Source organism: Comamonas sp. A7-5, assembly GCF_039581385.1.
Classification (GTDB): Bacteria; Pseudomonadota; Gammaproteobacteria; order Burkholderiales; family Burkholderiaceae_C; genus Comamonas; species Comamonas thiooxydans.
This window is the reverse complement of sequence record NZ_JBCPWO010000007.1, coordinates 83255-104880: the sequence shown is the minus strand read 5'-3', so window position 1 is coordinate 104880 and position 21626 is coordinate 83255. Positions and strand designations below refer to the sequence as shown.

The 21626-nt window shown below is 61.2% G+C and carries 21 protein-coding genes; 14 read left to right on the top strand and 7 right to left on the bottom strand.

Annotated elements, in window-relative coordinates:
- Positions 1-91: 91 nt before the first annotated feature.
- Entirely contained in the window at positions 92-892 is an 801-nt protein-coding gene (locus tag AAIL67_RS14515; protein WP_343484281.1) for a hypothetical protein, read from the top strand.
- A gap of 105 nt (positions 893-997) precedes the next feature.
- Complete coding sequence (locus AAIL67_RS14510; protein ID WP_343484280.1) at positions 998-2950, top strand: MFS transporter; 1953 nt, start codon at positions 998-1000, stop codon at positions 2948-2950.
- 11 nt (positions 2951-2961) lie between these two features.
- Here the strand turns inward: AAIL67_RS14510 and AAIL67_RS14505 are convergent, their stop codons facing one another.
- A complete protein-coding gene (locus AAIL67_RS14505; RefSeq protein WP_343484279.1) occupies positions 2962-3735 on the bottom strand; it encodes a DUF3047 domain-containing protein in 774 nt (257 codons plus the stop codon).
- 188 nt (positions 3736-3923) lie between these two features.
- Here AAIL67_RS14505 and AAIL67_RS14500 point away from each other — a divergent pair, with 188 nt between their 5' ends.
- From AAIL67_RS14500 to AAIL67_RS14490, 3 genes are all read left to right on the top strand, one after another.
- Complete coding sequence (locus AAIL67_RS14500) at positions 3924-4430, top strand: hypothetical protein (protein WP_343484278.1); 507 nt, start codon at positions 3924-3926, stop codon at positions 4428-4430.
- Positions 4431-4451: 21 nt separating this feature from the next.
- Positions 4452-5309, top strand: coding sequence for a DUF2145 domain-containing protein (locus tag AAIL67_RS14495; RefSeq protein ID WP_343484277.1), 858 nt, complete (start codon positions 4452-4454; stop codon positions 5307-5309).
- 70 nt (positions 5310-5379) lie between these two features.
- A complete protein-coding gene (locus tag AAIL67_RS14490; RefSeq protein WP_343484276.1) occupies positions 5380-6480 on the top strand; it encodes a serine endopeptidase in 1101 nt (366 codons plus the stop codon).
- Between the two features lie 29 nt (positions 6481-6509).
- Here AAIL67_RS14490 and AAIL67_RS14485 read toward each other — a convergent pair whose 3' ends face one another.
- Positions 6510-7931 (bottom strand): diguanylate cyclase, encoded by a 1422-nt coding sequence (locus AAIL67_RS14485; protein ID WP_343484275.1) that lies wholly within the window; start codon positions 7929-7931, stop codon positions 6510-6512.
- Between the two features lie 269 nt (positions 7932-8200).
- On the bottom strand, positions 8201-9373 hold the full coding sequence (gene tgt, locus AAIL67_RS14480; protein WP_343484274.1) for a tRNA guanosine(34) transglycosylase Tgt: 1173 nt from the start codon (positions 9371-9373) through the stop codon (positions 8201-8203).
- A 121-nt stretch (positions 9374-9494) separates the two neighbouring features.
- Here tgt and AAIL67_RS14475 point away from each other — a divergent pair, with 121 nt between their 5' ends.
- Positions 9495-9968 carry a universal stress protein gene (locus tag AAIL67_RS14475; RefSeq protein WP_012836812.1) on the top strand — a complete coding sequence of 158 codons (474 nt, stop codon included), beginning with the start codon at positions 9495-9497 and terminating at the stop codon, positions 9966-9968.
- Positions 9969-10023: 55 nt separating this feature from the next.
- Here AAIL67_RS14475 and AAIL67_RS14470 read toward each other — a convergent pair whose 3' ends face one another.
- Together AAIL67_RS14470 and AAIL67_RS14465 are read right to left on the bottom strand one after the other, a co-directional pair.
- Complete coding sequence (locus AAIL67_RS14470) at positions 10024-10446, bottom strand: hypothetical protein (protein WP_052088768.1); 423 nt, start codon at positions 10444-10446, stop codon at positions 10024-10026.
- Between the two features lie 94 nt (positions 10447-10540).
- Positions 10541-11023 carry a MarR family transcriptional regulator gene (locus AAIL67_RS14465; protein ID WP_223305668.1) on the bottom strand — a complete coding sequence of 161 codons (483 nt, stop codon included), beginning with the start codon at positions 11021-11023 and terminating at the stop codon, positions 10541-10543.
- 158 nt (positions 11024-11181) lie between these two features.
- Between AAIL67_RS14465 and AAIL67_RS14460 the strand changes: the two genes are divergently transcribed.
- The 8 genes from AAIL67_RS14460 (at position 11182) to AAIL67_RS14425 (ending at position 19906) form a co-directional block, all read left to right on the top strand.
- Positions 11182-13494, top strand: coding sequence for a bifunctional salicylyl-CoA 5-hydroxylase/oxidoreductase (locus AAIL67_RS14460; RefSeq protein WP_063665069.1), 2313 nt, complete (start codon positions 11182-11184; stop codon positions 13492-13494).
- Between the two features lie 145 nt (positions 13495-13639).
- Positions 13640-14416 (top strand): SDR family NAD(P)-dependent oxidoreductase, encoded by a 777-nt coding sequence (locus tag AAIL67_RS14455; RefSeq protein WP_343484273.1) that lies wholly within the window; start codon positions 13640-13642, stop codon positions 14414-14416.
- 21 nt (positions 14417-14437) lie between these two features.
- Positions 14438-15292, top strand: a complete 855-nt coding sequence (locus tag AAIL67_RS14450) for an enoyl-CoA hydratase family protein (protein ID WP_063665070.1) — start codon at positions 14438-14440, stop codon at positions 15290-15292.
- Between the two features lies 1 nt (position 15293).
- Complete coding sequence (locus AAIL67_RS14445; protein ID WP_343484272.1) at positions 15294-16457, top strand: acyl-CoA dehydrogenase family protein; 1164 nt, start codon at positions 15294-15296, stop codon at positions 16455-16457.
- Positions 16458-16510: 53 nt separating this feature from the next.
- A complete protein-coding gene (locus AAIL67_RS14440; RefSeq protein WP_343484271.1) occupies positions 16511-18121 on the top strand; it encodes a benzoate-CoA ligase family protein in 1611 nt (536 codons plus the stop codon).
- 77 nt (positions 18122-18198) lie between these two features.
- Complete coding sequence (locus AAIL67_RS14435; protein WP_082877429.1) at positions 18199-18660, top strand: thioesterase family protein; 462 nt, start codon at positions 18199-18201, stop codon at positions 18658-18660.
- Between the two features lie 2 nt (positions 18661-18662).
- Positions 18663-19055, top strand: a complete 393-nt coding sequence (locus AAIL67_RS14430) for a RidA family protein (protein WP_012836821.1) — start codon at positions 18663-18665, stop codon at positions 19053-19055.
- A gap of 179 nt (positions 19056-19234) precedes the next feature.
- The gene (locus AAIL67_RS14425) at positions 19235-19906 is read left to right on the top strand and encodes a GDSL-type esterase/lipase family protein (RefSeq protein WP_045840188.1); all 672 of its coding nucleotides are present in this window, start codon (positions 19235-19237) and stop codon (positions 19904-19906) included.
- A gap of 38 nt (positions 19907-19944) precedes the next feature.
- Here the strand turns inward: AAIL67_RS14425 and AAIL67_RS14420 are convergent, their stop codons facing one another.
- The gene (locus AAIL67_RS14420; RefSeq protein WP_063665072.1) at positions 19945-21147 is read right to left on the bottom strand and encodes a phospholipase A; all 1203 of its coding nucleotides are present in this window, start codon (positions 21145-21147) and stop codon (positions 19945-19947) included.
- Positions 21148-21197: 50 nt separating this feature from the next.
- Complete coding sequence (locus tag AAIL67_RS14415; RefSeq protein WP_034405266.1) at positions 21198-21626, bottom strand: hypothetical protein; 429 nt, start codon at positions 21624-21626, stop codon at positions 21198-21200.

The following is a 21626-nucleotide window of genomic DNA, read 5'->3' as shown; positions in this document are numbered from 1 at the left end:
GGCAGTGCAGCGATATGGCGCAAGTTTAGAAGATTGATGCCGCTGCTTCGGCGGATTTCCATACTGCGCGGCATTCACACAAGGAAGCGCCATGCAACTGCATACCTCATCGATCACGACTGTGGAAATGACGAGCCCCGAGACCTCGGGCACGCTGGAGCAGCGCTTTGCCTTGTTCGGGGGCATGGCCTTGCTGTTCACGCTGGCGCTGCTGATGCCCGGCATGGCTCAGCCCGAGCACTATCACGCCTTTGCCGACCGGCGCGGCTGGCTGGGCCTGCCGCATGCGGCCGATGTGTTGAGCAATCTGGGGTTTGTGCTGGCGGGACTGGCGGGCTGGGTCGCACTGGCCCGTGCCGACTACCAGAAGCTCAACGGCACGGCGCGTGCCCTGTGCGCCCTGTTCTTCACGGGCCTGCTGTGCTCGGGGGCAGGGTCTGCGTACTATCACTGGGCACCGCAGGATTCGAGCCTGGTCTGGGATCGGCTGGGCATGGGCCTGGCTTTCGCCGGCTTGCTGGGCCTGGCGGTACAGACGCGCATTGACGACATCAGCGCCCGCATCACTGCCGGAGTATTGCTGGTGGCCGCACCTGCCAGCGTGGCGGTCTGGGTGCAGACCAGCAATGTGCTGCCCTGGGTGCTGGTGCAGGGCGGCGGCATGCTGATTCTCCTGTGGCTGGCCTTTGTGGCGCCGCGTCGTCACGCGCTGCCCGTTGAGCTGGGCTGGGTTCTCGGCTTGTACCTCGTTGCCAAGCTGCTGGAGCTGTCGGACGGCGATGTGTTCGATGTGACCGCGCAGGCAGTCTCCGGCCACAGCCTCAAGCACTGGATGGCCGCGGCCGCTGCGTGGCCTGTGCTGCGTGCCTTGAAGCAGTGGCGTGAGTCGTAATATTCATAGCGGCGGGCGCATGTTCATCAAGCATCAGCGGCATAAAACCTACAAAAAGATCCGGGCAAGTTGGCACAATGCCTGCAGCGCCACAGGGAGAGATCCATGAATTCCACGCCGACCGTGCATACGGCCGCCGCTGCACCGCAGCATGCCCACCCCAACCAGTTCGCCCTGCTGGGCCAGCGCCGCTTTGCGCCGTTTTTCTGGACGCAGTTTGCCGGTGCGGGCAATGACAATCTCTTCAAGTTTGCCTTCACGGTGATGGTCACTTATCAGCTCAGCGTCTCGTGGCTGCCGCCTTCCATGGCCGGCCTGGTGATCGGTGCGCTGTTCACCCTGCCTTATCTGCTGTTTTCGGCCACTTCGGGTCAGCTGACCGACAAATGGGACAAGACCCGCATGTTCCGTCTGGTCAAGAACCTCGAGATCGCCATCATGCTGATTGCGGCCTGGGGCTTTGTCCAGGCCAATGTGCCGGTGCTGCTGCTGTGCGTGTTCCTCATGGGGCTGCACTCCACGCTGTTCGGCCCCGTCAAGTTCGCCTATCTGCCCCAAGTGCTCAACGACCGCGAACTCACGGGCGGCAACGGCATGGTGGAGATGGGTACTTTTGTCGCCATCCTGCTCGGTCAGGTCGCTGGCGGCCTGCTGATCGCCGTGCCCGAGGTCGGTCATATGCAGGTCGCCATGGCCTGCGTGGCCGTCGCGGTCGTGGGCCGCATCTGCGCGCAGTTCATTCCTCACGCGCCCGCGACCGATCCGGGCCTGGTCATCAACTGGAACCCGTTCACCGAAACCTGGCGCAACCTCCAGCTGGCGCGCCAGCAGCCTGTGGTGTTCCGCTCGCTGCTGGGCATCAGCTGGATGTGGTTCTTCGGCGCGGTGTTTCTCTCGCAGTTCCCCAGTTTTGCCAAGGAGGTGCTGCATGGCGACGAGCATGTGGCATCGCTGCTGCTGGTGATCTTCTCGGTGGGCATAGGTATCGGCTCGCTGCTGTGCGAAGTGTTCAGCCGTCGCCAGGTGGAGATCGGCCTGGTGCCGCTTGGCGCGATTGGCATGAGCGTGTTTGCGATTGATCTGTTCTTTGCCACGCGCGCGCTGCCGCCCTCCGAGCTGATGGGCGTTAACGCCTTTTTTGGCGAGGCCAAACACTGGCGCGTGATGCTGGATCTGGGCCTGCTGGCGCTGTCGGCGGGCATCTACAGCGTGCCCATGTATGCGCTGATCCAGATGCGCAGCCAGCCCACGCACCGCGCGCGCATCATCGCGGCCAACAATATCCTCAACGCGCTGTTCATGATCGCCTCGGCCGTGCTGGCCGGTGCCTTGCTGGCCGCAGGTTGCAGCATTCCCCAGGTGTTTCTGATCACCGGCATTGCCAACGCCATCGTGGCGCTCTATGTGTTCCTGCTGGTGCCCGAATATCTGCTGCGCTTTGTGGCCTGGGTCATCACCCACTTTGTCTACCGCTTCAAGGTGCGTGGCGACGAGCATATTCCGCGCGATGGCGCGGCCGTGCTGGTCTGCAACCATGTGAGCTTTGTCGATGCCATCTTGCTCATGGCGGCCAGCCCGCGTCCCATTCACTTTGTGATGGATCACCGCATCTTCCAGGCGCCGGTGCTGGGCTGGTTGTTCAAGCTGGCCAAGGCGATTCCGATCGCGCCGCACAAGGAGGACCCTGCGACCTATGAAGCCGCGTTCGCGCGGGCCGCGGAGGTGCTGCGCGAGGGCGATTTGCTGGCCATCTTCCCTGAGGGCGGCATCACCTCTGACGGTCAGCTGCAGCCGTTCAAGGGCGGCATCATGAAGATTCTCGACCATGCGCGAGATGACGGCCTGCAGGTTCCCGTCATTCCTATGGCGCTGACCAATCTCTGGGGCTCCTACTTCAGCCGCATCGAGCTGCGCGGCGGCAGGAATGTAGCCATGGTCAAGCCGCTGCGCCGCGGCCTGTTCAACCGCGTGGGGCTGGAGGTGGGCGAGCCCGTGGCGGCTGCTGCGGTCACTCCGGCCCTGCTGCAGCAGAACGTGGCGGATTTGCTGCAGCGTTGAAGGTTGGATGATCAGGGCGCGATCCGGATATCACCCATGTAGGCAAGTCCTTCGCCATGGGTGTTGTCCGAGTCCGCCGAGACAGTGACGCCGATGATGGTGGGCATGGTCTGGGACTCGTCGCCAAAGGCGTGCAGATAGTCGGACGTCAGATTGCGCTGTTCCGTCACCCACTGGCCTTTGTGCGTACTGCCGCTTTGCAGCACGATATAGCGCATGCGATGCGTGAACGCGTTGTGCATGACCGCCCCTACGGGCTGCTTGTTGTCCCAGACATAGCACAGCGTCTCGGCGGGAATGTCCTCTCCGGTGCTGATTCTGCCCAGACGCAGCTTTGCCCGTTCACCAAAGCTCAGCTGCGACTTGTCAAAGTCGAAGGACACGCAGAGCTTGAGTGCCGCATCGTCGCCAGCCCTGGTTTTGATATCGGCCTTGTCGATCATCTGATCCACGCGCCAGCGCCACTGCAGCTGCAGATCGGGTGAAGCACTCAGGTGCAGCGTGTGAACCATATTGCCGTAGGCGTCCTGTGTGCTCACGCGCAGCACATGCCCGCCATCCTGGTCCACCACATTGAATGTCGTCGGATTCTTGTTGGGCAGGGTGGCAAAGTGCCAGGGTCCGCCCAGCGGGCCCGTCGGCATCTGCGAAAAAGCGGGAATGCTGCCGCCCTGCGCCAGTGCCGAGACAGCTAGCGTGGACATGGCCGTGGTGAGCGCTGCCGCAAGCCGGCTTTGCCGGCGTGAGGATTTGTGCAGGGCGAAGGTCTGAGAGTGAAGCCGCATGGATTGCCTGATGATTTTTGAAAGTTGTGGGCGCGGGAGTGGGGCAAGATGCACAAGCTGCAGCCGGTTTGGGGGCTGGCAGCGGGCGGTGAGTATCGCTTTGCGATACTGCGAGACCTGCCGCTTGCTGATTTTGACAAAACACAGGGCCGAAGTTTCGGGCGCATGGATGATTCGTTCGTCGCCGCATGCAAATCGCGGCCCATTTCAACAACCACTGGGAGCCATTTGTGATCAACGTCCTGACCTTTATCCGTCCTCTTCGCAACTGCCTGTGCGCCCTGGGCGCGGCCTTTGCCTTGCTGGGCGGCAGTGCGGTCCACGCCCAGAGCGAAGCCTCTCTGGTGCTGTCGGCCCTGCCTGTGGCATCGGTGGTTGCAGCGGTATCGGGTGGTGCTTCGGAGGAAGTCGTGGCAATACCCCTGTTTCTGTCGGCCGCTGGTGCATCCGTGATCGTTGAGGCCGTGGAGAGCAGTGCCACAGGCGTGACCTATGTGCTCAAGAATGTGGCTGACGGCACCTCGGCCGTGGTCAAGGTCTCTGGCCAGGCCGCAGGCGCCCTGTCGGTCGGTGTGGGCACGGTGGTGCAGACCAGCGCCACGGCGGCCGGCGTGATTCTGTCCACGGCAGGCAAGGTGCTGGCTTTCATCCCCAACGAAATCGGCAAGGCGCTGATGCACAACGAGCGTCTGTAATTCAAGAAGCGGGAGGCACGTATGTTCAAGGAACCGACAAGTGTTGTACAAGCCATGGCGCCCGCTCGACGCGCCGGCATGCCCATTCCCGGCCCTGTGGCGCTGGCGCTGGGCGCCGCGCTGATTGCCTGGGCAGGCTCGGCCGAGGCCGGTCGCAGCTGTGAAGACCGACCGCTGACTGCCGATGTCATGGCCAAGGGGCTGAATCTGGCCGCGCGCACCTCCAAGGCGCTGGATGCCGAGTTTCAGAAGAACGGCACCCAGGTCGTGCTGCTGGCGCGGCAAGGACAGGATTTGAGCAAATACGATCTCAAGTACTCGCACTATGGCTGGGCTTACAGAACACCCGCCGGCCCCTGGCGCGTGGCCCACAAGCTCAACGAGTGCGGCACCGCGTCCGGCCATATCTACCGCCAGGGCCTGGGCGAGTTCTTTCTTGACGATATGTGGCGCTACGAAGCCGCCATTCAGATCCCGACACCGGCGGTGCAGCAGGCCCTGCTCAAGTTCCTGAGCGCTCCCACGGTGCTGCGCCTGCAAAACGAGCCCTACAGCATGGTCAGCTATGTCTGGAGCAGCAAATACCAGCAGTCGAACCAATGGGCGACCGAGACGCTGGCAGCCGCCATGGAGCCGGCGGCGATTCAGAACCGCGCACAGGCTCAGGCCTGGTTGCAGTCCAAGGGCTATGAGCCCAGCGCGCTCATCATCCGGGCGTTCTCGCGACTGGGCGGGCGCATGACGGCTGCCAATATCGCGTTTGACGATCATCCGAATGAAAAGCGCTTTGCCAGCCGCATCGAGACGGTGACGGTGGACTCCGTGACCCAGTGGTTGCAGCGCACGCAACTGGCATCGGCCGTGCGTACCGTGCAGTGAGTTTGAGCCTTTTTGGCTTCAAGGCCTTGCTGAGTATGCGCATGGCGCTACGTTTTTGGAGTAATTGAAAATGAGCAAGTCTCTGCGTTTGCCCGAGAAATGGTTTCGCCGCGGCCTCTGGCTGGTGGCGCTGGTGTTTGCCTTCTTCCTGATCGGTCTGGGTGGGCTGGTGGTGGGCAATCTGCCGCAGCCTGATCGCTCGCTGGAGGTGGAGTCCTTTATTCCGCAGGCCGATGCACAACGTGTGCGGGCCGAAATCGACAAGGCCCAGAAGACGGCCGGCGTGACCCAGAAGGCGCTGGACCGGGCTCAGCTCAAATTCGATGCCGAGCGCGCCCGCTACCAATCGGCACGCGATACCTTCGACAACTGGGTGGCAACCCGTCACGCAACCGAGCGACCCGAACAGGATGCCGAGTTGGTGGTGCGCAGCAAGGCGCTGGACGAGCTCAAGCAGGCTGAGGACAAGGCCCGCCAGGAGCGCGAGAAAGAGGCCCAGACCCATCTGGAGGCCAATCAGGCCGTCTCCAACGCCGAGGCGGAGATGAGCAATCTGCGCGAGCAGGCCTATCCTCAGTACGAAGCCGCCATGCGAGCCAGCGAGCTGCGCGTGTTTCTGTTCCGCCTGGCCATCACCTTGCCCCTGCTGGGCGTGGCGGGCTGGCTGTTCGCCAAGAAGCGCAAGAGCACCTGGTGGCCATTTGTTTGGGGCTTTATCTTTTTTGCGCTGTTCGCCTTCTTTGTCGAGCTGGTGCCTTATCTGCCCGACTACGGCGGCTATGTGCGCTATATCGTAGGCATTTTGGTGACGGTATTGCTGGGGCGCTATGCCATTCTGGCGCTCAACCGCTATCTGGAAAAACAGAAGCTGCAGGAGTCCTTGCCCGAAGAGCAGCGCCGTGAGGAGCTGAGCTATGACGTGGCGCTGGAGCGTCTGTCCAAGAATGTGTGCCCGGGCTGCGAGCGCCCGGTGGATCTCAAGAACACCGAGATCGACTTCTGCCCCCATTGCGGTATCGGCCTGTTCGACCATTGCGGCAGTTGCAATACCCGCAAGAGCGCGTTCTCACGCTTTTGTCATAGCTGCGGCACTGCGGCCGGCAAGATGCTGCCGCGTCCCGATGCGGCGGTGGCAGCACCGCTCCCATCCGGGTCCGACGAGCCAGGATGACCTTGGGCCGGGCTATCGGCATGTCGCGCTCAGCAAAGCTGTGAACTGACGCGATCGCGCCCGGCGGCCTTGGCCTCATACAAAGCCTGGTCTGCCTGCTGCAGCAGCAGGTCCAGGCTTTGATGCGCTTGCAGGCTTGCGGTATGGACCAGGCCAATGCTGACCGTGGCACTCATCGTCTTGTCATTCATGGGCACGCGCAGCTCCCGGATGGCGCGGTTGATGCGCTTGGCGATCTCCTGCGCAGCGGTTGCGTCTACCTTGGGCAGGGCCACGGCGAATTCCTCGCCTCCCATGCGGCCCACGATGTCCTGAGCGCGCAGCACCTGGCTCAGGGTCTGGCTGAAGCTGCGCAGCAATTGGTCGCCTCCCGCATGGCCGAAGCTGTCGTTGATCTGTTTGAAGTGGTCGAGATCCAGCATCAGAATGGCGAAGGGCTGGCCATCCTGGCGGCAACGCTCCAGTATTCTTTGCCCCTGCTTCATGAAGGCGCCGCGTGCCAGCATATCGGTCAGAAAGTCGTGGTTGACGGCATGACTGAGCTTTTGCATCAGCTCGTTGCGAGCCATATGCGATCCGGCCACCGCCAGCGGGCCCAGCACCAGCATGCATAGCCCCATGCGAAATGACAGCGTTTCGAGAAAATGAGCGGGTGTGAATTCAAGCGTGCCAAGCGAAATGAAGATGATGCTGCTCAGGCAAAGTGCTGCCGTGATCAGCGTCAGACTGAAGATGCGATAGCTCAGCGCGCACCACAGAAGAGCCGGCAGCGAGAATGCCAGCGAGCCGGGACCCTTGATCCAGTAACTTATTGTTTCAAGCGCGACGACCGACAGCAGCGGCAGGATGCGAGGCAAGGGGGAGGGCTCGGCCAAGTAGGTAGCTGGAAGCTTGCGTGTTGGCCAGGCCAGAACAATGGGCAAAAATATCATGTAGTTCAGCCACTCGCTGCTCAACCACATGGAAAAAGCCTGCCAGTGCGGTGTATCGAAAACGGCGCTCAGCACAGGCCCTCCCAATATCGCGGCCGTCAGTGCGCCCAGGCCGCTGCCCACGAAGAGGCTCAGGGCGGAGGACTGGCGCTGCATGAACAGAGTGGCATTGCTCTGCCTGTGCATCAACGCCCAGGCCATGCCAACGCCCGCCATATTGGCCATGCTCAGCAGAACTGCAACATCGAGCCGGCTGCCTGTCAGAAGATCCGCAGCGATATAGCCAGCCGAGACCGCCAGTATCGAGCTCGGGCGCAGCCAGCCGGGCTTGTGCAGAAGAGTGCCCAGCAATAGCGCGTTTGCGGGCCAGATCGCCGAGAAAAACCCCAAAGGACGTCCCAGGATACCGAGTAAGGCTGCCACGAACACCATGCATCCCAGGGCGAGCGCGACCGTCCATGCCTGGGTGGCGGTGGTCTGTAGCGAAGGCGTTTGCTTGGGTGAGGAAGCTTCGGTCATGGAGGGGGATGCCGCGAGCGTTTCGTGTCGTGCTTTTCAGTGGCTGTTGGTGGATTTCGATGCCAATCGCCAAAGATGCCGGTTGTTGTCGCTCAATGTGCTGATGTTTTAACAAAAACATACAGAAAATCGGCCTCTTACGCTGCATTGCAGTGGGCAATTGACGAAATTTTTCAATTGAAGGTTTCAATGGTGAAATCTGAAAGCAAAAAAGCCAGAGACTGGCTCTGGCTTTTTTGTGTTCTGCTGCAGCAGATGGAGTCGAAGGCTTAGACCCCCCGTGCGCGATCGGCCTTGAACTGGGCGCGAAACTGGGCAAAGCTGCCTGTGTCCAGCGCGTCGCGGATTTCCTGCATCAGGTTCAGGTAATAGTGCAGGTTGTGGATGGTGGTGAGCATGGGGCCCAGCATCTCGCCGCAGCGGTCCAGATGGTGCAGATAGGCGCGGCTGAAGCCTTCGCGGCCGCCATCGTCCCAGCTCACGCCGCTCTTGCCCGCGCAGGCATGGCAGGTGCAGGTGGTGTCTATGGGCTGGTGATCCACCTTGTGACGAGCGTTGCGGATCTTCAGATCGCCGTAGCGCGTGAAGATGGTGCCGTTGCGTGCATTGCGGGTAGGCATCACGCAGTCAAACATGTCCACGCCATCGGCCACGCCTTGCACCAGGTCTTCGGGTGTGCCAACGCCCATCAGGTAGCGCGGCTTGTTGGCGGGCAGCAGATGCGGCGTGTGGGCCATGATCTCCAGCATTTCGTCCTTGGGCTCGCCCACGGAGACACCACCCACGGCATAGCCGGGGAAATCGATTTCCAGCAGACCCTGCAGCGATTCCTCGCGCAGATTGGTGTACATGCCGCCCTGCACGATGCCGAACAAGGCATTGGGGTTTTCCAGGCGCTGGAATTCCTCCTTGGAGCGCTTGGCCCAGCGACGGCTCATCTCCATGGACTTGCGCGCTTCGGCTTCGGTGGTCTTCTTGCCGTTGGTTTCGTAGGGCGTGCACTCGTCGAGCTGCATGACGATGTCCGAATTCAGAATCGTCTGGATCTGCATGCTGACCTCGGGCGACATGAACAGCTTGTCTCCGTTCACGGGGCTCTGGAAATGCACGCCTTCTTCGGTGATCTTGCGCATAGCACCCAGCGACCAGACCTGGAAGCCCCCCGAGTCGGTCAGTATGGGCTTGTCCCACTTCTCGAAGTCGTGCAGACCGCCGAAGGACTTCATGATGTCCAGGCCTGGACGCATCCACAGATGGAAGGTGTTGCCCAGGATGATCTGTGCGCCCATTTCTTCGAGGCTGCGCGGCATCACGCCCTTGACGGTGCCATAGGTGCCCACGGGCATGAAGATGGGGGTCTGGACCTTGCCGTGATTAAGCGTCAAGGTGCCACGGCGCGCGTGGCTGGTCGGGTCGGTCTTGAGAAGGTCAAACTGCAGCATAGCCCGCTATTTTCCCAGATGCCCGCAAGCACTGCTGCAATAGCCGGTGCATGCCCCAGATTCGCAACCCGTCTTTGCAGCCTGGGCCTACACTGGTGTGCAAGACGAACAGGAGGTTGCCATGCTCAAGATCATGATTGCGGTGGATGGATCGGATGTCGCACTTGAGGCCGTACGCCACGGCATCAAGCTTTTGCAGAGCGGACTGGATGCTCACTTTGTGATAGCTCATGTGCAGAAGGAAGCCACGCTGCTGGAGCTTGCAACCACAGATTCAGATCTGATCGCCAACGCCAGCATTGAAGCCGGCATGGATCTGGTGGCGCCTGCACAGGATCTTCTCAAGGAGGCCGGGGCCTCCTATGAAGTGGAGATCAGCCTGGGCGAAGAGGCCAATACCCTGATCGATATTGCCGAGAGCAATGAATGCGATCAGATCATCATCGGTGCCACGGGCCAGAGCGGCCTGGGCAGCATTCTGATCGGCTCGGTCTCACGCGAGGTGGCCAGACACAGTCGGCTGCCGGTGACGATTGTGAAAATGCCCGAAGTGGCCGAGGCGGATGACAATTCCGCTGAAGATGCTGATTCCTGATTTGATAGCGCTATGTGATTGATCAATAAGCGCTGGAAGGAAATTTGATTGGAGGTCAGGCCGCACGGCGCTGCTGGCCGGATTCACGTCTTTGCCAGCTGCTGCGGCTGCCTGCACGATGGGCTGCAAATTTGCCATGCGGCATGCTGGCCAGACGCATCAGCATCCAGCGGCAATAGCCTTGCACGCTCAGGCATTTGTTGATTTCTTCTTCGGGCAGCGGCCCGGAGACCACGACCAGCCGGTTTGCGCCTTCCCAGTCTCCTGCCATGCGCAGACGGCGTTGCGTGCCCATGGCCCAGGAGTGAATGCGGGTGGGGTGACCATGTTGGTGCACGCGGCCTGTGATTCGGTCAAACGCGATGGCGACCAGCTCGGTCTTGAGGCGATAGGGGCGCTCTCCCGTGATGGCGTTGGGCGCATCACGCATGTCGTAGAGATAGTAGAACCCGGACTTGAGCCGATATCGCAGATGCAGTAAATCCATGAACCATGCCCCCAAGCCTGTGTCACGCAGGACTGCGTGCAGGACATTCTCCATGAAATTGTCACAAAACGGTGTTTTTTCGGGCTCAGGCACTTTCTGGCGAGCTCAGCACCTGTCTGAGCTTGCCCAGTTGTTCATACAGATCGCTGGCGTTTTTGCTGCCCAGTGGAGTCAGCAACTGCTCAAGCCATAGCTCATGCGCGGCAGCCATGGCCTTGAACTGCTTTTTGCCCGAGCGGGTCAGGCGCACGATCATGGAGCGGCGGTCTTCCTCGTCAGCCACGCGTTCCACCCAGCCTTCGGCCACCAGTTGATCGGTCAGTCCGGTCACATTGCCGCCGGTCACCATCAGATATTCCGACAGGGTCTTCATGCGCAGACCTTTGGGAAAGCGGCTGAGTTGTGCCAGGTAGTCAAAACGAGGCAAGGTCGTGCCGAACTCTGTGCGTAGCTGGCTGCGAATGACTTGCTCGATCTGTGTGCTGCAGGTCAGAAGGCGAAGCCACAGGCGCACGGCCTGATGGTCGGAGTGGGACAGGCCAGCCTCGCGTCCCGGGGCTTCGGGCATGTCGATGGAGAAATCCGGATTGTATTGGGCCATGGTTGGCATGGTGCGCAAACTAACGTGCTTTGGGTTCAGGGTTTGGCCGGATTCTAGTGAAAATTTCATGCATTAATAATTTAGATATAAAGTAATTTTTCAAAAGCCAGGAACGGATCACTGTCATGAAAATTGTCTGCATAGGTGGTGGCCCCGCCGGCTTGTACTTCGCTTTGCTGATGAAGCAGATGAGCCCTGAGCATGAGGTGACGGTGGTGGAGCGCAACAAGCCCTACGACACCTTTGGCTGGGGCGTGGTTTTCTCCGATGCCACCATGGACAATATGCGCGACTGGGACCCGGTGACAGCCGCGCAGATCGAGCAGGCTTTCAACCATTGGGACGATATCGAGTTGCTGTTCAAAGGGCGCAAGATTCGCTCCGGAGGACATGGTTTTGTGGGGATTGGCCGCAAGCATCTGCTCAATATCCTGCAAGCACGATGCGAACAGCTGGGTGTGAACCTGGTGTTCGAGACCGATGTGCAAAGCGACGAGGATTATCCGGATGCCGACCTTGTGATTGCCTGCGATGGCGTGAACTCGCGCATCCGCAGCAAGTACGCTGACATCTTCAAGCCCGATATCGTCACCCGCCCCAATCGCTATATCTGGCTGGGGACGAACAAGGTCTACGAGGCATTCACCTTTGATTTCGTGCGCACGCCACATGGCTGGTTTCAGGCGCATATCTACAAGTTCGACGACAAGACCTCGACCTTCATCGTGGAGACCACGGAGGAATGCTGGAAAGCCAGCGGTCTCGACACCGCCGATCAAGAGCAGTCCATTGCCTTCTGTGAAAAGTTGTTCGCGGACAATCTTCAGGGCGAGAAATTGATGACCAATGCCCGCCATCTGCGCGGCTCGGCCTGGATCAACTTTCAGCGCGTGGTCTGCGATCAGTGGTGGTTGAAAAACCGCAAGGGCAGCCATGTGGTGCTGATGGGCGATGCCGTGCATACGGCACATTTCGCCATTGGCTCAGGAACCAAGCTGGCGATCGAGGATGCGATCGAGCTGGCACGCCAGTTCAAGCAGCGGGGTGATGCGGCTGCTCATATTCCCGAGGTGCTGGCGGCCTATCAGGAAGCGCGTCGCGTTGAGACGCTGCGCATTCAGAATGCGGCCTGGAATGCGATGGAGTGGTTCGAGGTCTGCGGCCAGCGCTATTGCGACCAGCTGGAGCCCGAGCAGTTCATGTACTCCATGCTCACGCGCAGTCAGCGCATCAGCCATGAAAACCTGCGCCTGCGTGATGCGCAGTGGCTTGGTGGCTATGAGAAATGGCTGGCCGAAAGAAACGGTGTCGCGGTCGATGCCAAGGCGCCGCCGCCCATGTTCCTGCCCTATACCCTGCGCGGCATCACGCTGAAGAACCGTATCGTGGTCTCTCCCATGGCGCAGTATTCTGCGGTTGATGGCGTGCCTGGTGAGTTTCACCTCGTTCACCTGGGTGCGCGTGCGCTTGGCGGCGCCGGTCTGGTGTTTGCCGAGATGGCCTGTGTCAGCGCCGAGGGGCGCATCACGCCCGGCTGCCCGGGTACTTATAGCGCTGAGCAAAAGCAGGCCTGGAAACGCATCAGCGACTGGATTCACACCAACACCGATGCCAAGTTCGCCATGCAGATCGGCCATGCGGGTGCCAAGGCCTCGACGCGGCTGGCCTGGGAAGGTACGGATCTGCCGCTGGAGCAGGGCAACTGGCCCGTCATGGCAGCGTCGGAGCAGCAATATCTGCAGGGAGTGAGCCAGATCTCCAGGGCCATGACACGCGCCGACATGGATGAGGCGCTGCAGCAGTTTGTGCATGCTGCGCAAATGGCGGCCGACATAGGCGTGGACTGGCTGGAGCTGCACTGTGCGCACGGCTATCTGCTGTCGGGCTTTATCTCGCCGCTGACCAATCAGCGCAGCGATGAATATGGCGGCAGCCTGGAAAACCGCTTGCGCTACCCGCTGGAAGTGTTCAAGGCCATGCGCGCCGTTTGGCCGCAGGACAAGCCCATGTCCGTGCGTATCTCGGCTCATGACTGGGTGCCTGGCGGCATCACGCCCGAAGATGCGGTACAGATTGCCAAGGCCTTCAAGGCCGCAGGTGCCGATCTGATCGACTGCTCATCGGGGCAGGTCAGCAAGCTCGAAAAGCCGGTGTTCGGCCGCATGTATCAAACCCCGTTTGCAGACCGCATCCGACAAGAGGCCGGTATTGCGACCATGGCCGTGGGCGCGATCAGCGAGGCCGACCATGCCAACAGCATCATTGCTGCAGGACGTGCCGATCTGTGTGCGATTGCCAGACCGCATCTGGCCAATCCGGCCTGGACGCTGACCGAGGCCGCCAAGATAGGCTACACGCCTATCGTCTGGCCCAAACAATACTTCCAAGGCAAGCGCCAGATGGAAGCCCTGTTCGAGCGCGAAAAGGCCTTGAAATGAAGCGCCCCCTGAGTCGCTGCGCGCCTTCCCCCCACTCTCCACACGCTGCGCGCTATGGGAGGGGGCGACACCCGTGGCGTGGGGCGGCTCTTCCTTGGTGTCCGAGGGGCGGTTCGCGCCAGTTTCGTGAGCGATGGAGAACTCAATGACAGGCGATCGGAACGATCAACATCAACATGCGCTGGTGACGGGCGCGGGCCAAGGCATTGGCGAGGCGATTGCACGCCAGTTGCTGGCGCAGGGCGCTCGCGTCACGGTGCTGGGGCGTCGCGCCGAGCCGCTGCAAAAACTGGTGGAAGAACATCCCGGTCAATGCCGGATGGTGCTGGCCGATGTGGCGGATGAAGCACAGGTGAAAACAGCGTTTGAGAAGGCAGTGGCTGCGCAAGGTGCCATCAGTATCCTGATCAACAACGCAGGTCAGGCCGGCAGTGCACCGTTCATGAAGATGGATGCCGCGCATTGGCAGCAGATGCTGGCCGTCAACCTGAGTGGCACCATGCACTGCATCCAGCAAGTGCTGCCGGCCATGTCCGCTACGGGCTGGGGACGTATCGTCAATGTGGCCAGCACGGCTGGTTTGGTGGGCTATGCCTATGTCGCAGCCTATGTGGCGGCCAAGCATGGCGTGGTGGGCTTGACACGAGCCCTGGCGCTGGAGTACGCCAAGACCGGGATCACCGTCAACGCCGTCTGCCCCGGCTATACCGAAACAGAGATTGTCAAAACCAGCATTGACCGCGTCGTAGCCAAGACCGGTCGCACACCAGAGCAGGCAATGGCCGAGTTCGTCAAATCCAACCCCCAAGGCCGCCTGGTACAGCCGCACCAGGTGGCGGACGCCGTGCTGTGGCTATGTGGGCGAGGCGCATCAAGTATTACCGGGCAAGCCATAGCCGTCGCTGGTGGCGAAGTCATGTGAACCGGATTTTTGGAGACAGACATGAGCGAATATGCAATCGATCCAGCGCTGCAAGCTGGCAATCACAAGCAGCTGGCGGGCTATAGGGCCACGCATTTCCAGTGGCAGGTGCAGGCTGGCGTGGCAACCATCACTCTCAATCGTCCGGAGCGCAAGAATCCGCTGACGTTTGATTCCTACGCCGAACTGCGCGACCTGTTTCACCAGCTCAAGTGGACGCAGGATGTAAAGGCCGTGGTGCTGGTCGGCGCGGGCGGCAACTTCTGCTCGGGCGGTGATGTGCACGAAATCATTGGACCGCTGGTTGCGCTCAAGGCTCCCGAGTTGCTGATGTTCACCCGCATGACGGGCGAACTGGTCAAGACCATGCGAGCCTGTCCGCAGCCCATCATTGCGGCAGTCGATGGCGTGTGCGCGGGGGCAGGGGCCATCATGGCCATGGCCTCGGACATGCGCCTTGGCACTGCGCGCAGCAAGACCGCGTTCCTGTTCAACCGCGTGGGGCTGGCGGGCTGCGATATGGGGGCCTGCGCCATGCTGCCGCGCATCATTGGTCAGGGCCGTGCGAGTGAGTTGCTCTATACGGGACGCAGCCTGGGCGGCGAGGAGGGTGAACGCTGGGGCTTCTTCAACCGTCTGTGTGAACCCGAGAGCTTGCTGGCCGATACGCAGAAGCTGGCCGCCGATCTGGCCGCCGGGCCCAGCTTTGCCAACGGCATCACAAAGACCATGCTGCACCAGGAATGGGCCATGACGATTGAGCAGGCCATCGAAGCCGAAGCCCAGGCCCAGGCACTGTGCATGCTGACCGAGGATTTCTCGCGTGCCTATCACGCGTTTGTCGCCAAGCAAAAACCGGTATTTCAAGGAAACTGACATGGCAGACACCAGCTATCTGAAGTGGCCTTTTTTCGAGCCCCATCACGCACGTCTGACACAGTCGCTGGATGCCTGGGCAAGGCAGAACATTGCGCATGCGCATGGCCCCGATGTGGATGCCGAATGCCGCAAACTGGTCAAGGCCCTGGGCGAGGCCGGCTGGCTGCGTCATGCGGTTGCGGGTACGGCCTATGGCGGTGCGGGAGAGCAGATCGACACCAGAGCCATCTGCCTGATCCGGGAGACTCTGGCGCGTCATAGCGGGCTGGCCGACTTTGCGTTTGCCATGCAGGGTCTGGGCTCGGGGGCGATTTCTCTGGCGGGCAGCGAGGAGCAGAAAAAACGCTATCTGAGCCTGGTGGCCAGGGGCGATGCGATCTCAGCCTTTGCGCTGTCCGAGCCCGACGCCGGCTCGGACGTGGCGGCCATGGCCTGCGAGGCCACGCTGGAAGGTGATCACTATGTCATCAACGGCGAGAAGACCTGGATTTCCAACGGGGGCATTGCCGACTTCTATGTCGTTTTTGTGCGTACCGGCGAGGCTGCGGGTTCGCGTGGTCTGTCGGCACTGATTGTGGAGGCCGGCACCCCGGGCTTTGAGATTGCCGAGCGTATCAACGTCATCGCGCCACACCCGCTGGCGCGTTTGAAGTTTTCGAACTGCCGCGTGCCTGCCGCCCAGCTCGTGGGCGCGGCCGGCGAGGGCTTCAAGGTGGCGATGCGCACGCTCGATGTGTTCCGCACCTCGGTGGCCGCCGCATCGTTGGGCTTTGCGCGTCGTGCCATGGATGAGGCATTGCAGCGCGCGGCCAGCCGCAAGATGTTCGGTGGCGTGCTGGCTGATTTTCAGCTCACCCAGGCCAAGCTGGCGCAGATGGCCACGCAGATCGACAGCGCGGCACTGCTGACCTATCGCGCAGCCTGGTTGCGTGACCAGGGCGAGAACGTGACACGGGAGGCCGCCATGGCCAAGATGACGGCGACGGAAAACGCCCAGCAGGTGATCGATGCCGCCGTGCAGATCTGGGGCGGCCTGGGTGTGGTCAGCGAGCAGCCTGTGGAGCGCCTTTACCGGGAGATTCGCGCCCTGCGCATCTACGAAGGCGCGACCGAGGTGCAGCAGCTCATCATTGGGCGTGAACTTATCAAAAGTCATAGCTGATAGCGCTTTTGTATCAAGCGTTTGATCCTGTTTTCGCCTGAAAGATCGGAATCATGTCTTACACCGCGCATATCGATACCTTTGCTGCCGACAACCTGCCACCGCCCGAGCAGCAGCCCGAGTTCATTTTCGAGCTGCCCGAGCTGAGGTTCCCCGAGCGCCTGAACTGTGCCGTGGAGCTGCTGGATAGACATGTGAGCGAGGGGCGCGGCGACCGTTTGTGCATTCAGGCCGAAGGCCTGCGCTGGAGCTATGCGGATCTGCAGCTCAAGGCCAATCGCATCGCCAATGTGCTGACGCAGGAGCTGGGACTGCAGCCGGGCAACCGCGTGTTGCTGTGCGCACCCAACAATCCCATGATGGTGGCCTGCTGGTTTGGCGTCATCAAGGCCGGGGGCATTGCCGTGGCCGCCATGCCGCTGTTGCGGGCCAAGGAGCTGTCCACCATCATCGACATAGCGCAGATCAGCCATGCGCTGTGCGATGTGGCGCTGCGCATCGAGGTGCAGGGTGCGCAGGAAAAAACCAGCACGCTCAAGGCCGTGCGCTATTTCAATAGTGTGGAAGCCGATGCCCTGGAGCGCTTGATGGAGCAGGTGGGCGATGACTTCCAGGCCGTGGAAACCGCAGCGACCGATACCTGCCTGCTGGGCTTCACCTCGGGCACCACGGGCGTGCCCAAGGCCACCATGCATTTTCATCGTGATGTGATGGCGGTCTGCGCCTGCTGGCCCGTGCATACGCTGCGTGCCAATGCCGACGATGTGTTCATAGGCAGTCCTCCGCTGGCATTCACTTTCGGGTTGGGTGGGCAGGTGCTGTTCCCTATGTCCATCGGGGCCAGCATGGCCTTGCTGGAGAAAGCCGGCCCCGTGCAATTGGTTGATGGCATTGAGCGATTTGGTGCCAGTGTGGTGTTCACGGCGCCCACGTCCTACCGTGTGATGGCCCAGCAGGGCGAACGCATCCGCCGCACCCGGCTGCGCAAATGCGTGTCGGCGGGCGAGGCCTTGACCGCCTCCACACGCGCGCTGTGGAAGGAGGCGACCGGTATTGAAATCATTGACGGCATCGGTTCTACCGAGATGCTGCACATCTTCATCTCGCACCGCGAAGAGGAGGCTCGTCCCGGTGCCACCGGCAAGGCCGTGCCCGGCTATCGTGCCAAGGTGGTGGATGATGCGGGGGTCGAGGTACCGCCCGGCACCGTGGGCAGGCTGGCCGTGCAGGGACCAACGGGATGCCGCTATCTCAACGACAGCCGTCAGACCAAGTATGTGAGCCGGGGCTGGAATCTGACGGGCGATGCCTATCTGATGGATGTCGACGGCTACTTCGTTTATCAGGCACGCACCGACGACATGATCATCTCGGCCGGATACAACATCGCTGCACCCGAAGTCGAAGAGGCCCTGATGCAGCACGGTTCTGTGGCTGAATGCGCGGTGATTGGCGTGGCCGACAGCGAGCGAGGCCAGATCGTCAAGGCTTTTGTGGTGCTGCGTGCCGGCCATGTGGCCAGCGATGCCATGGTCATGGAGCTGCAGGATTTTGTGAAGAGCCGGGTCGCGCCCTACAAATATCCACGGGCCGTACAGTTCGTCGATCAGCTGCCGCGCACGGCCACGGGCAAGTTGCAGCGCTTTCGCCTGCATCAAACCTGATTGCTATGTTTTTAAAAGCTGCATGTGCCTGATTGAAAAGCGCTGCAGGCAGATTTTGCTGAAGGAATTGTTTGGGTATGAATGAAGTGGCAATGGCTTCAAAATGCTTTGTGACGCAGGTGCCGATTCGTTTTGCGCACTGCGATCCGGCGGGCATCATCTTCTTTCCCCAATATCTGGTGTTGTTCAACGGGCTGGTCGAAGACTGGTTCAACCAGGCGCTGGGCCTGAGCTATGCGGACATGCTGCACAAGGACAAGGTGGGCCTGCCCATCGTGCATCTGGAGTGCGACTTTCGTGCCATCACCCGCATGGGTGAAACCGTGAGTCTGGGCCTGTCGGTTGCCAAGCTGGGCAATCGTTCGCTGACGCTCGATGTGGATTGCACAGGTCCTGAGGGACAGCTGCGCGTGACGGCGCAGAAAGTGCTGGTCTTCACCAGTCTTCAAACCCATCAGGCCATCACTGCGCCGCAACATATCCGCCACGCAATCGAGCGTTGGCAAAGTTCATCCAATCCAACAGAAAACAGGAGTTGAACATGCAAGTACTGCTGCCTCCGGGCTGGCCCCGGCCCAAGGGATATGCGAATGGCGTGGCCGTCAGCGGCCGCCAGATCTATGTGGCCGGCATGATAGGCTGGGACGCCGAAGGCCGGTTTCATACCGACGACCTCGCGGCGCAGGCCAGACAGGCCCTGCACAATATCGTCGAGGTGCTGCAGGCCGGTGGAGCCAGGCCCGAACATATCGTGCGCATGACCTGGTATATCACCGACAAGAAGGAGTATCTGGCGCAGCAGGCCGAGATCGGCAAGGCCTATCGCGAGCTGATTGGTTCATTCAGCGTGGCCATGACGGCCGTGCAGGTGGCCGCCTTGATCGAGGACCGGGCCAAGGTGGAGATTGAGGTGACTGCAGTCGTGCCCGACTGATTGGCAATCTGGGCACGCATAGCCGCTGGGCCTTGGGCGCAGCGGTTTTTTTACGGCTGCTGCTTTGCAGTTTTACCGTTGTGCAGCGCGGTTTGCATTGGGGCAGCGGAGGCTGAGCTATCCTCGCGCCCAAGGAGCTACCTTCCAGCCGTTGCAAGCCCGCTGTTTTGTGAGATGCCATGAAGCCGATATTTGACCCGTACCGACGCCATGTTCTTCAAGGCATGCGTGCCGCAGCATTGCTGACGGGGGGCGCCATGCTGCTAAGTGCCTGTGGTAAGAAGACACCCAAGGCCGCTGCCGTTCCTGCCGGGGCTACCGTATTGGCGCTTGGAGACTCCTTGACGCAAGGTGTTGGCGCCAATGCAGATGCCAGCTACCCCACCCTGCTGGCTGAGCGCACGGGTTGGAAGGTGGTGAATGCCGGTGTTTCGGGCGAGACCAGCAAACAGATTGCGGACCGTCTGCCGGGGCTGCTCGATGAGCACGGGCCATCGTTGGCGATTCTGTGCGCCGGTGGCAACGACTGGCTGCAGCGCAGGAGCGAGCAAGTTGTGCAAGGCGAGATCACGCGCATGCTGCAGCTGTGCAAAGCCAGGGTGACGCCCGTGCTGCTGGTGGCCGTGCCGGAGCTGAGCCTGAGTGCAGCGTTGACGGGGCGCATGAAGGATCACTCCATCTACCAAACCTTGGCCAAGGACAACCGGGTGGCATTGTTGGCCGATGCCTGGAGCGAGGTGCTGGGCAATAGTGCCTTGCGCGCCGATCAGGTACATGCCAATGCCGCAGGCTATGCGCGGTTTACCGAGTTGCTGGTGGCTCAGGCCCGGGCTTCTGGCTTTCTGGCGTAAATCACGGCTCGGCCCAGCGGCTGCGGACCAGGCAGGTTTCAGAAGTCCAGCAGGCTCAGGCCCACGCTGAGTACCGTGCGCTTGTTGTTGTAGTCGATCAGACTGTCGCCATAGCCGCTGAACAGCTGAACATGCAGGCGCAGATTGCTCTTGCCGCCGTTCCAGCCTTCGCCCAGGGTGCGCAGCCACTCGATACGACCGGATCCCTTGCCCTGGCCCAGCGAGCCGCGTGCAGTCAGGCCCAGATAGTTCTGCTCGTTGACGTTCCAGCCCAGCTTGACTTCACCACGACCGATGTAGTCCTGGATATGGGGGTTGTCGTCCTCAAGCGCGCTCTCCTTCATGCGCTGCCAGGCTTTCAGATGCAGCTGCCAGCGGTTGCCCAGCTCGGCCCCGGTCATCAGATACCAGCGGTTCCAGCTGCGCGACAGCGGGTTGCTCTGGCCGTTCGACTGATGAGCTATGCCTATGCCCGAGTAGCGCCAGCGCCAGCCCAGCGGCAGCTGGGCGTCCGTCGGGTAGACATAGAACACCTCGGGCTCGTGGTCGGTGGTGCGGAAGGGCCGCGAGATATCGCCGTTGAACAGCTGCCAGTAGGACTGCTGGGTATAGCCGAACCACAGCGAATCCTTGCCTGTCGAAGTGGGGCCGGTCAGCAGGCCGGAAGCAATCTTGGTGCGGGCCGAGAGCTGCAGGCGCATTTCGTGCTTCTGGTATGGCTGCTCGGTCGTCAGGCCGCGACTGGGCGAATAGGGTTGCTGATTGACCTCGTCGCCCACGACCACGGAAACGGACATGGGGCGGTAGCCGCGGAAGTTGAAGGTGCCGCAGTCCGTGCCGGGCTCCAGTTCGTAGTAGCGCGAGACCTCGGTGTAGCGAGGATCGCGACAGCCGCCATTGGTAGGCGAGAGACCCAGGCCGCTGTCGGCGCCGGCTGTGCTCGCCGTCGCTGAGCTGGCTGGCGTGGTGTGGTTTGCCGAGGCAGGATCCGGTGCTGCTTGTGCGCTTGCCGCTGGGGCACTCCAGCTGGTAGCGGGTGGCGCAACAGCCGGGCTTTGCTTGACTGCCCAGGCGTCGAAACATGCCAGACGGTCGGTGTTGCTGGTGGTGGCTGCGCATTGCTGCCAGCTTTCGGGGGAGGGTAGTTCTGCGCTGTTGGCGGTAACTGGGTTCAAGCCGCCGAGCAGCGCCAGGCCGATGCTCAGGGTCAGGGGATGCGGGGTGAAAAAGCGAATACTCATGGGATCAATCAATGCACAGGCCGGTTGCGGTTGGCAACACCCAGCCCTGCTCAGGGTTGGGCCTTGCGCATGATGAACGCACGTGGTGGAACATTTTCTCCCTCCTGGTAACTGCCGTGAATTTCTGTACCGCAGCTGCCTTCGACCACCTCGCCCAGCCAGGTGCCGGTGATGCGTGAGCCGTCTGCGCTTTCTTCAAGCGTGACCGTGCCCTCGTTCACATCGCCCACCATGGGATGGTTGCTGCCCAGGCGGCTGACGCTGCCTTTGACATTGCCTTGCCATTCGGGATGCGGGCCCAGCACCATGAGGGCGGTTCCCTCACTGCCGGCGACGGAACCCACCCATTCCCCTTGCAACTGCTTGTCGCTCATCTGCCAGTCTCGCGCACAAGTGCTGGCAGGCTTGGAGTCAAACTGCGCGCAAGCGTTGATGGATAAAGCGCTGGCAGCTATGAAAATCAAGGTTCTCAAGGTCAT

What these genes read in the sequence shown, in the direction of transcription:
- AAIL67_RS14415 (WP_034405266.1), bottom strand. Translation starts at nt 21,626, where the DNA reads ATGACCTTGAGAACCTTGATTTTCATAGCTGCCAGCGCTTTATCCATC.
- AAIL67_RS14510 (WP_343484280.1), top strand. Translation starts at nt 998, where the DNA reads ATGAATTCCACGCCGACCGTGCATACGGCCGCCGCTGCACCGCAGCAT.
- AAIL67_RS14420 (WP_063665072.1), bottom strand. Translation starts at nt 21,147, where the DNA reads ATGAGTATTCGCTTTTTCACCCCGCATCCCCTGACCCTGAGCATCGGC.
- AAIL67_RS14490 (WP_343484276.1), top strand. Translation starts at nt 5,380, where the DNA reads ATGAGCAAGTCTCTGCGTTTGCCCGAGAAATGGTTTCGCCGCGGCCTC.
- AAIL67_RS14465 (WP_223305668.1), bottom strand. Translation starts at nt 11,023, where the DNA reads ATGCCCGAAGCCCCGGGACGCGAGGCTGGCCTGTCCCACTCCGACCAT.
- AAIL67_RS14445 (WP_343484272.1), top strand. Translation starts at nt 15,294, where the DNA reads ATGGCAGACACCAGCTATCTGAAGTGGCCTTTTTTCGAGCCCCATCAC.
- AAIL67_RS14450 (WP_063665070.1), top strand. Translation starts at nt 14,438, where the DNA reads ATGAGCGAATATGCAATCGATCCAGCGCTGCAAGCTGGCAATCACAAG.
- AAIL67_RS14460 (WP_063665069.1), top strand. Translation starts at nt 11,182, where the DNA reads ATGAAAATTGTCTGCATAGGTGGTGGCCCCGCCGGCTTGTACTTCGCT.
- AAIL67_RS14485 (WP_343484275.1), bottom strand. Translation starts at nt 7,931, where the DNA reads ATGACCGAAGCTTCCTCACCCAAGCAAACGCCTTCGCTACAGACCACC.
- AAIL67_RS14440 (WP_343484271.1), top strand. Translation starts at nt 16,511, where the DNA reads ATGTCTTACACCGCGCATATCGATACCTTTGCTGCCGACAACCTGCCA.
- tgt (WP_343484274.1), bottom strand. Translation starts at nt 9,373, where the DNA reads ATGCTGCAGTTTGACCTTCTCAAGACCGACCCGACCAGCCACGCGCGC.
- AAIL67_RS14435 (WP_082877429.1), top strand. Translation starts at nt 18,199, where the DNA reads ATGAATGAAGTGGCAATGGCTTCAAAATGCTTTGTGACGCAGGTGCCG.
- AAIL67_RS14475 (WP_012836812.1), top strand. Translation starts at nt 9,495, where the DNA reads ATGCTCAAGATCATGATTGCGGTGGATGGATCGGATGTCGCACTTGAG.
- AAIL67_RS14515 (WP_343484281.1), top strand. Translation starts at nt 92, where the DNA reads ATGCAACTGCATACCTCATCGATCACGACTGTGGAAATGACGAGCCCC.
- AAIL67_RS14425 (WP_045840188.1), top strand. Translation starts at nt 19,235, where the DNA reads ATGAAGCCGATATTTGACCCGTACCGACGCCATGTTCTTCAAGGCATG.
- AAIL67_RS14495 (WP_343484277.1), top strand. Translation starts at nt 4,452, where the DNA reads ATGTTCAAGGAACCGACAAGTGTTGTACAAGCCATGGCGCCCGCTCGA.
- AAIL67_RS14505 (WP_343484279.1), bottom strand. Translation starts at nt 3,735, where the DNA reads ATGCGGCTTCACTCTCAGACCTTCGCCCTGCACAAATCCTCACGCCGG.
- AAIL67_RS14455 (WP_343484273.1), top strand. Translation starts at nt 13,640, where the DNA reads ATGACAGGCGATCGGAACGATCAACATCAACATGCGCTGGTGACGGGC.
- AAIL67_RS14430 (WP_012836821.1), top strand. Translation starts at nt 18,663, where the DNA reads ATGCAAGTACTGCTGCCTCCGGGCTGGCCCCGGCCCAAGGGATATGCG.
- AAIL67_RS14500 (WP_343484278.1), top strand. Translation starts at nt 3,924, where the DNA reads ATGCAAATCGCGGCCCATTTCAACAACCACTGGGAGCCATTTGTGATC.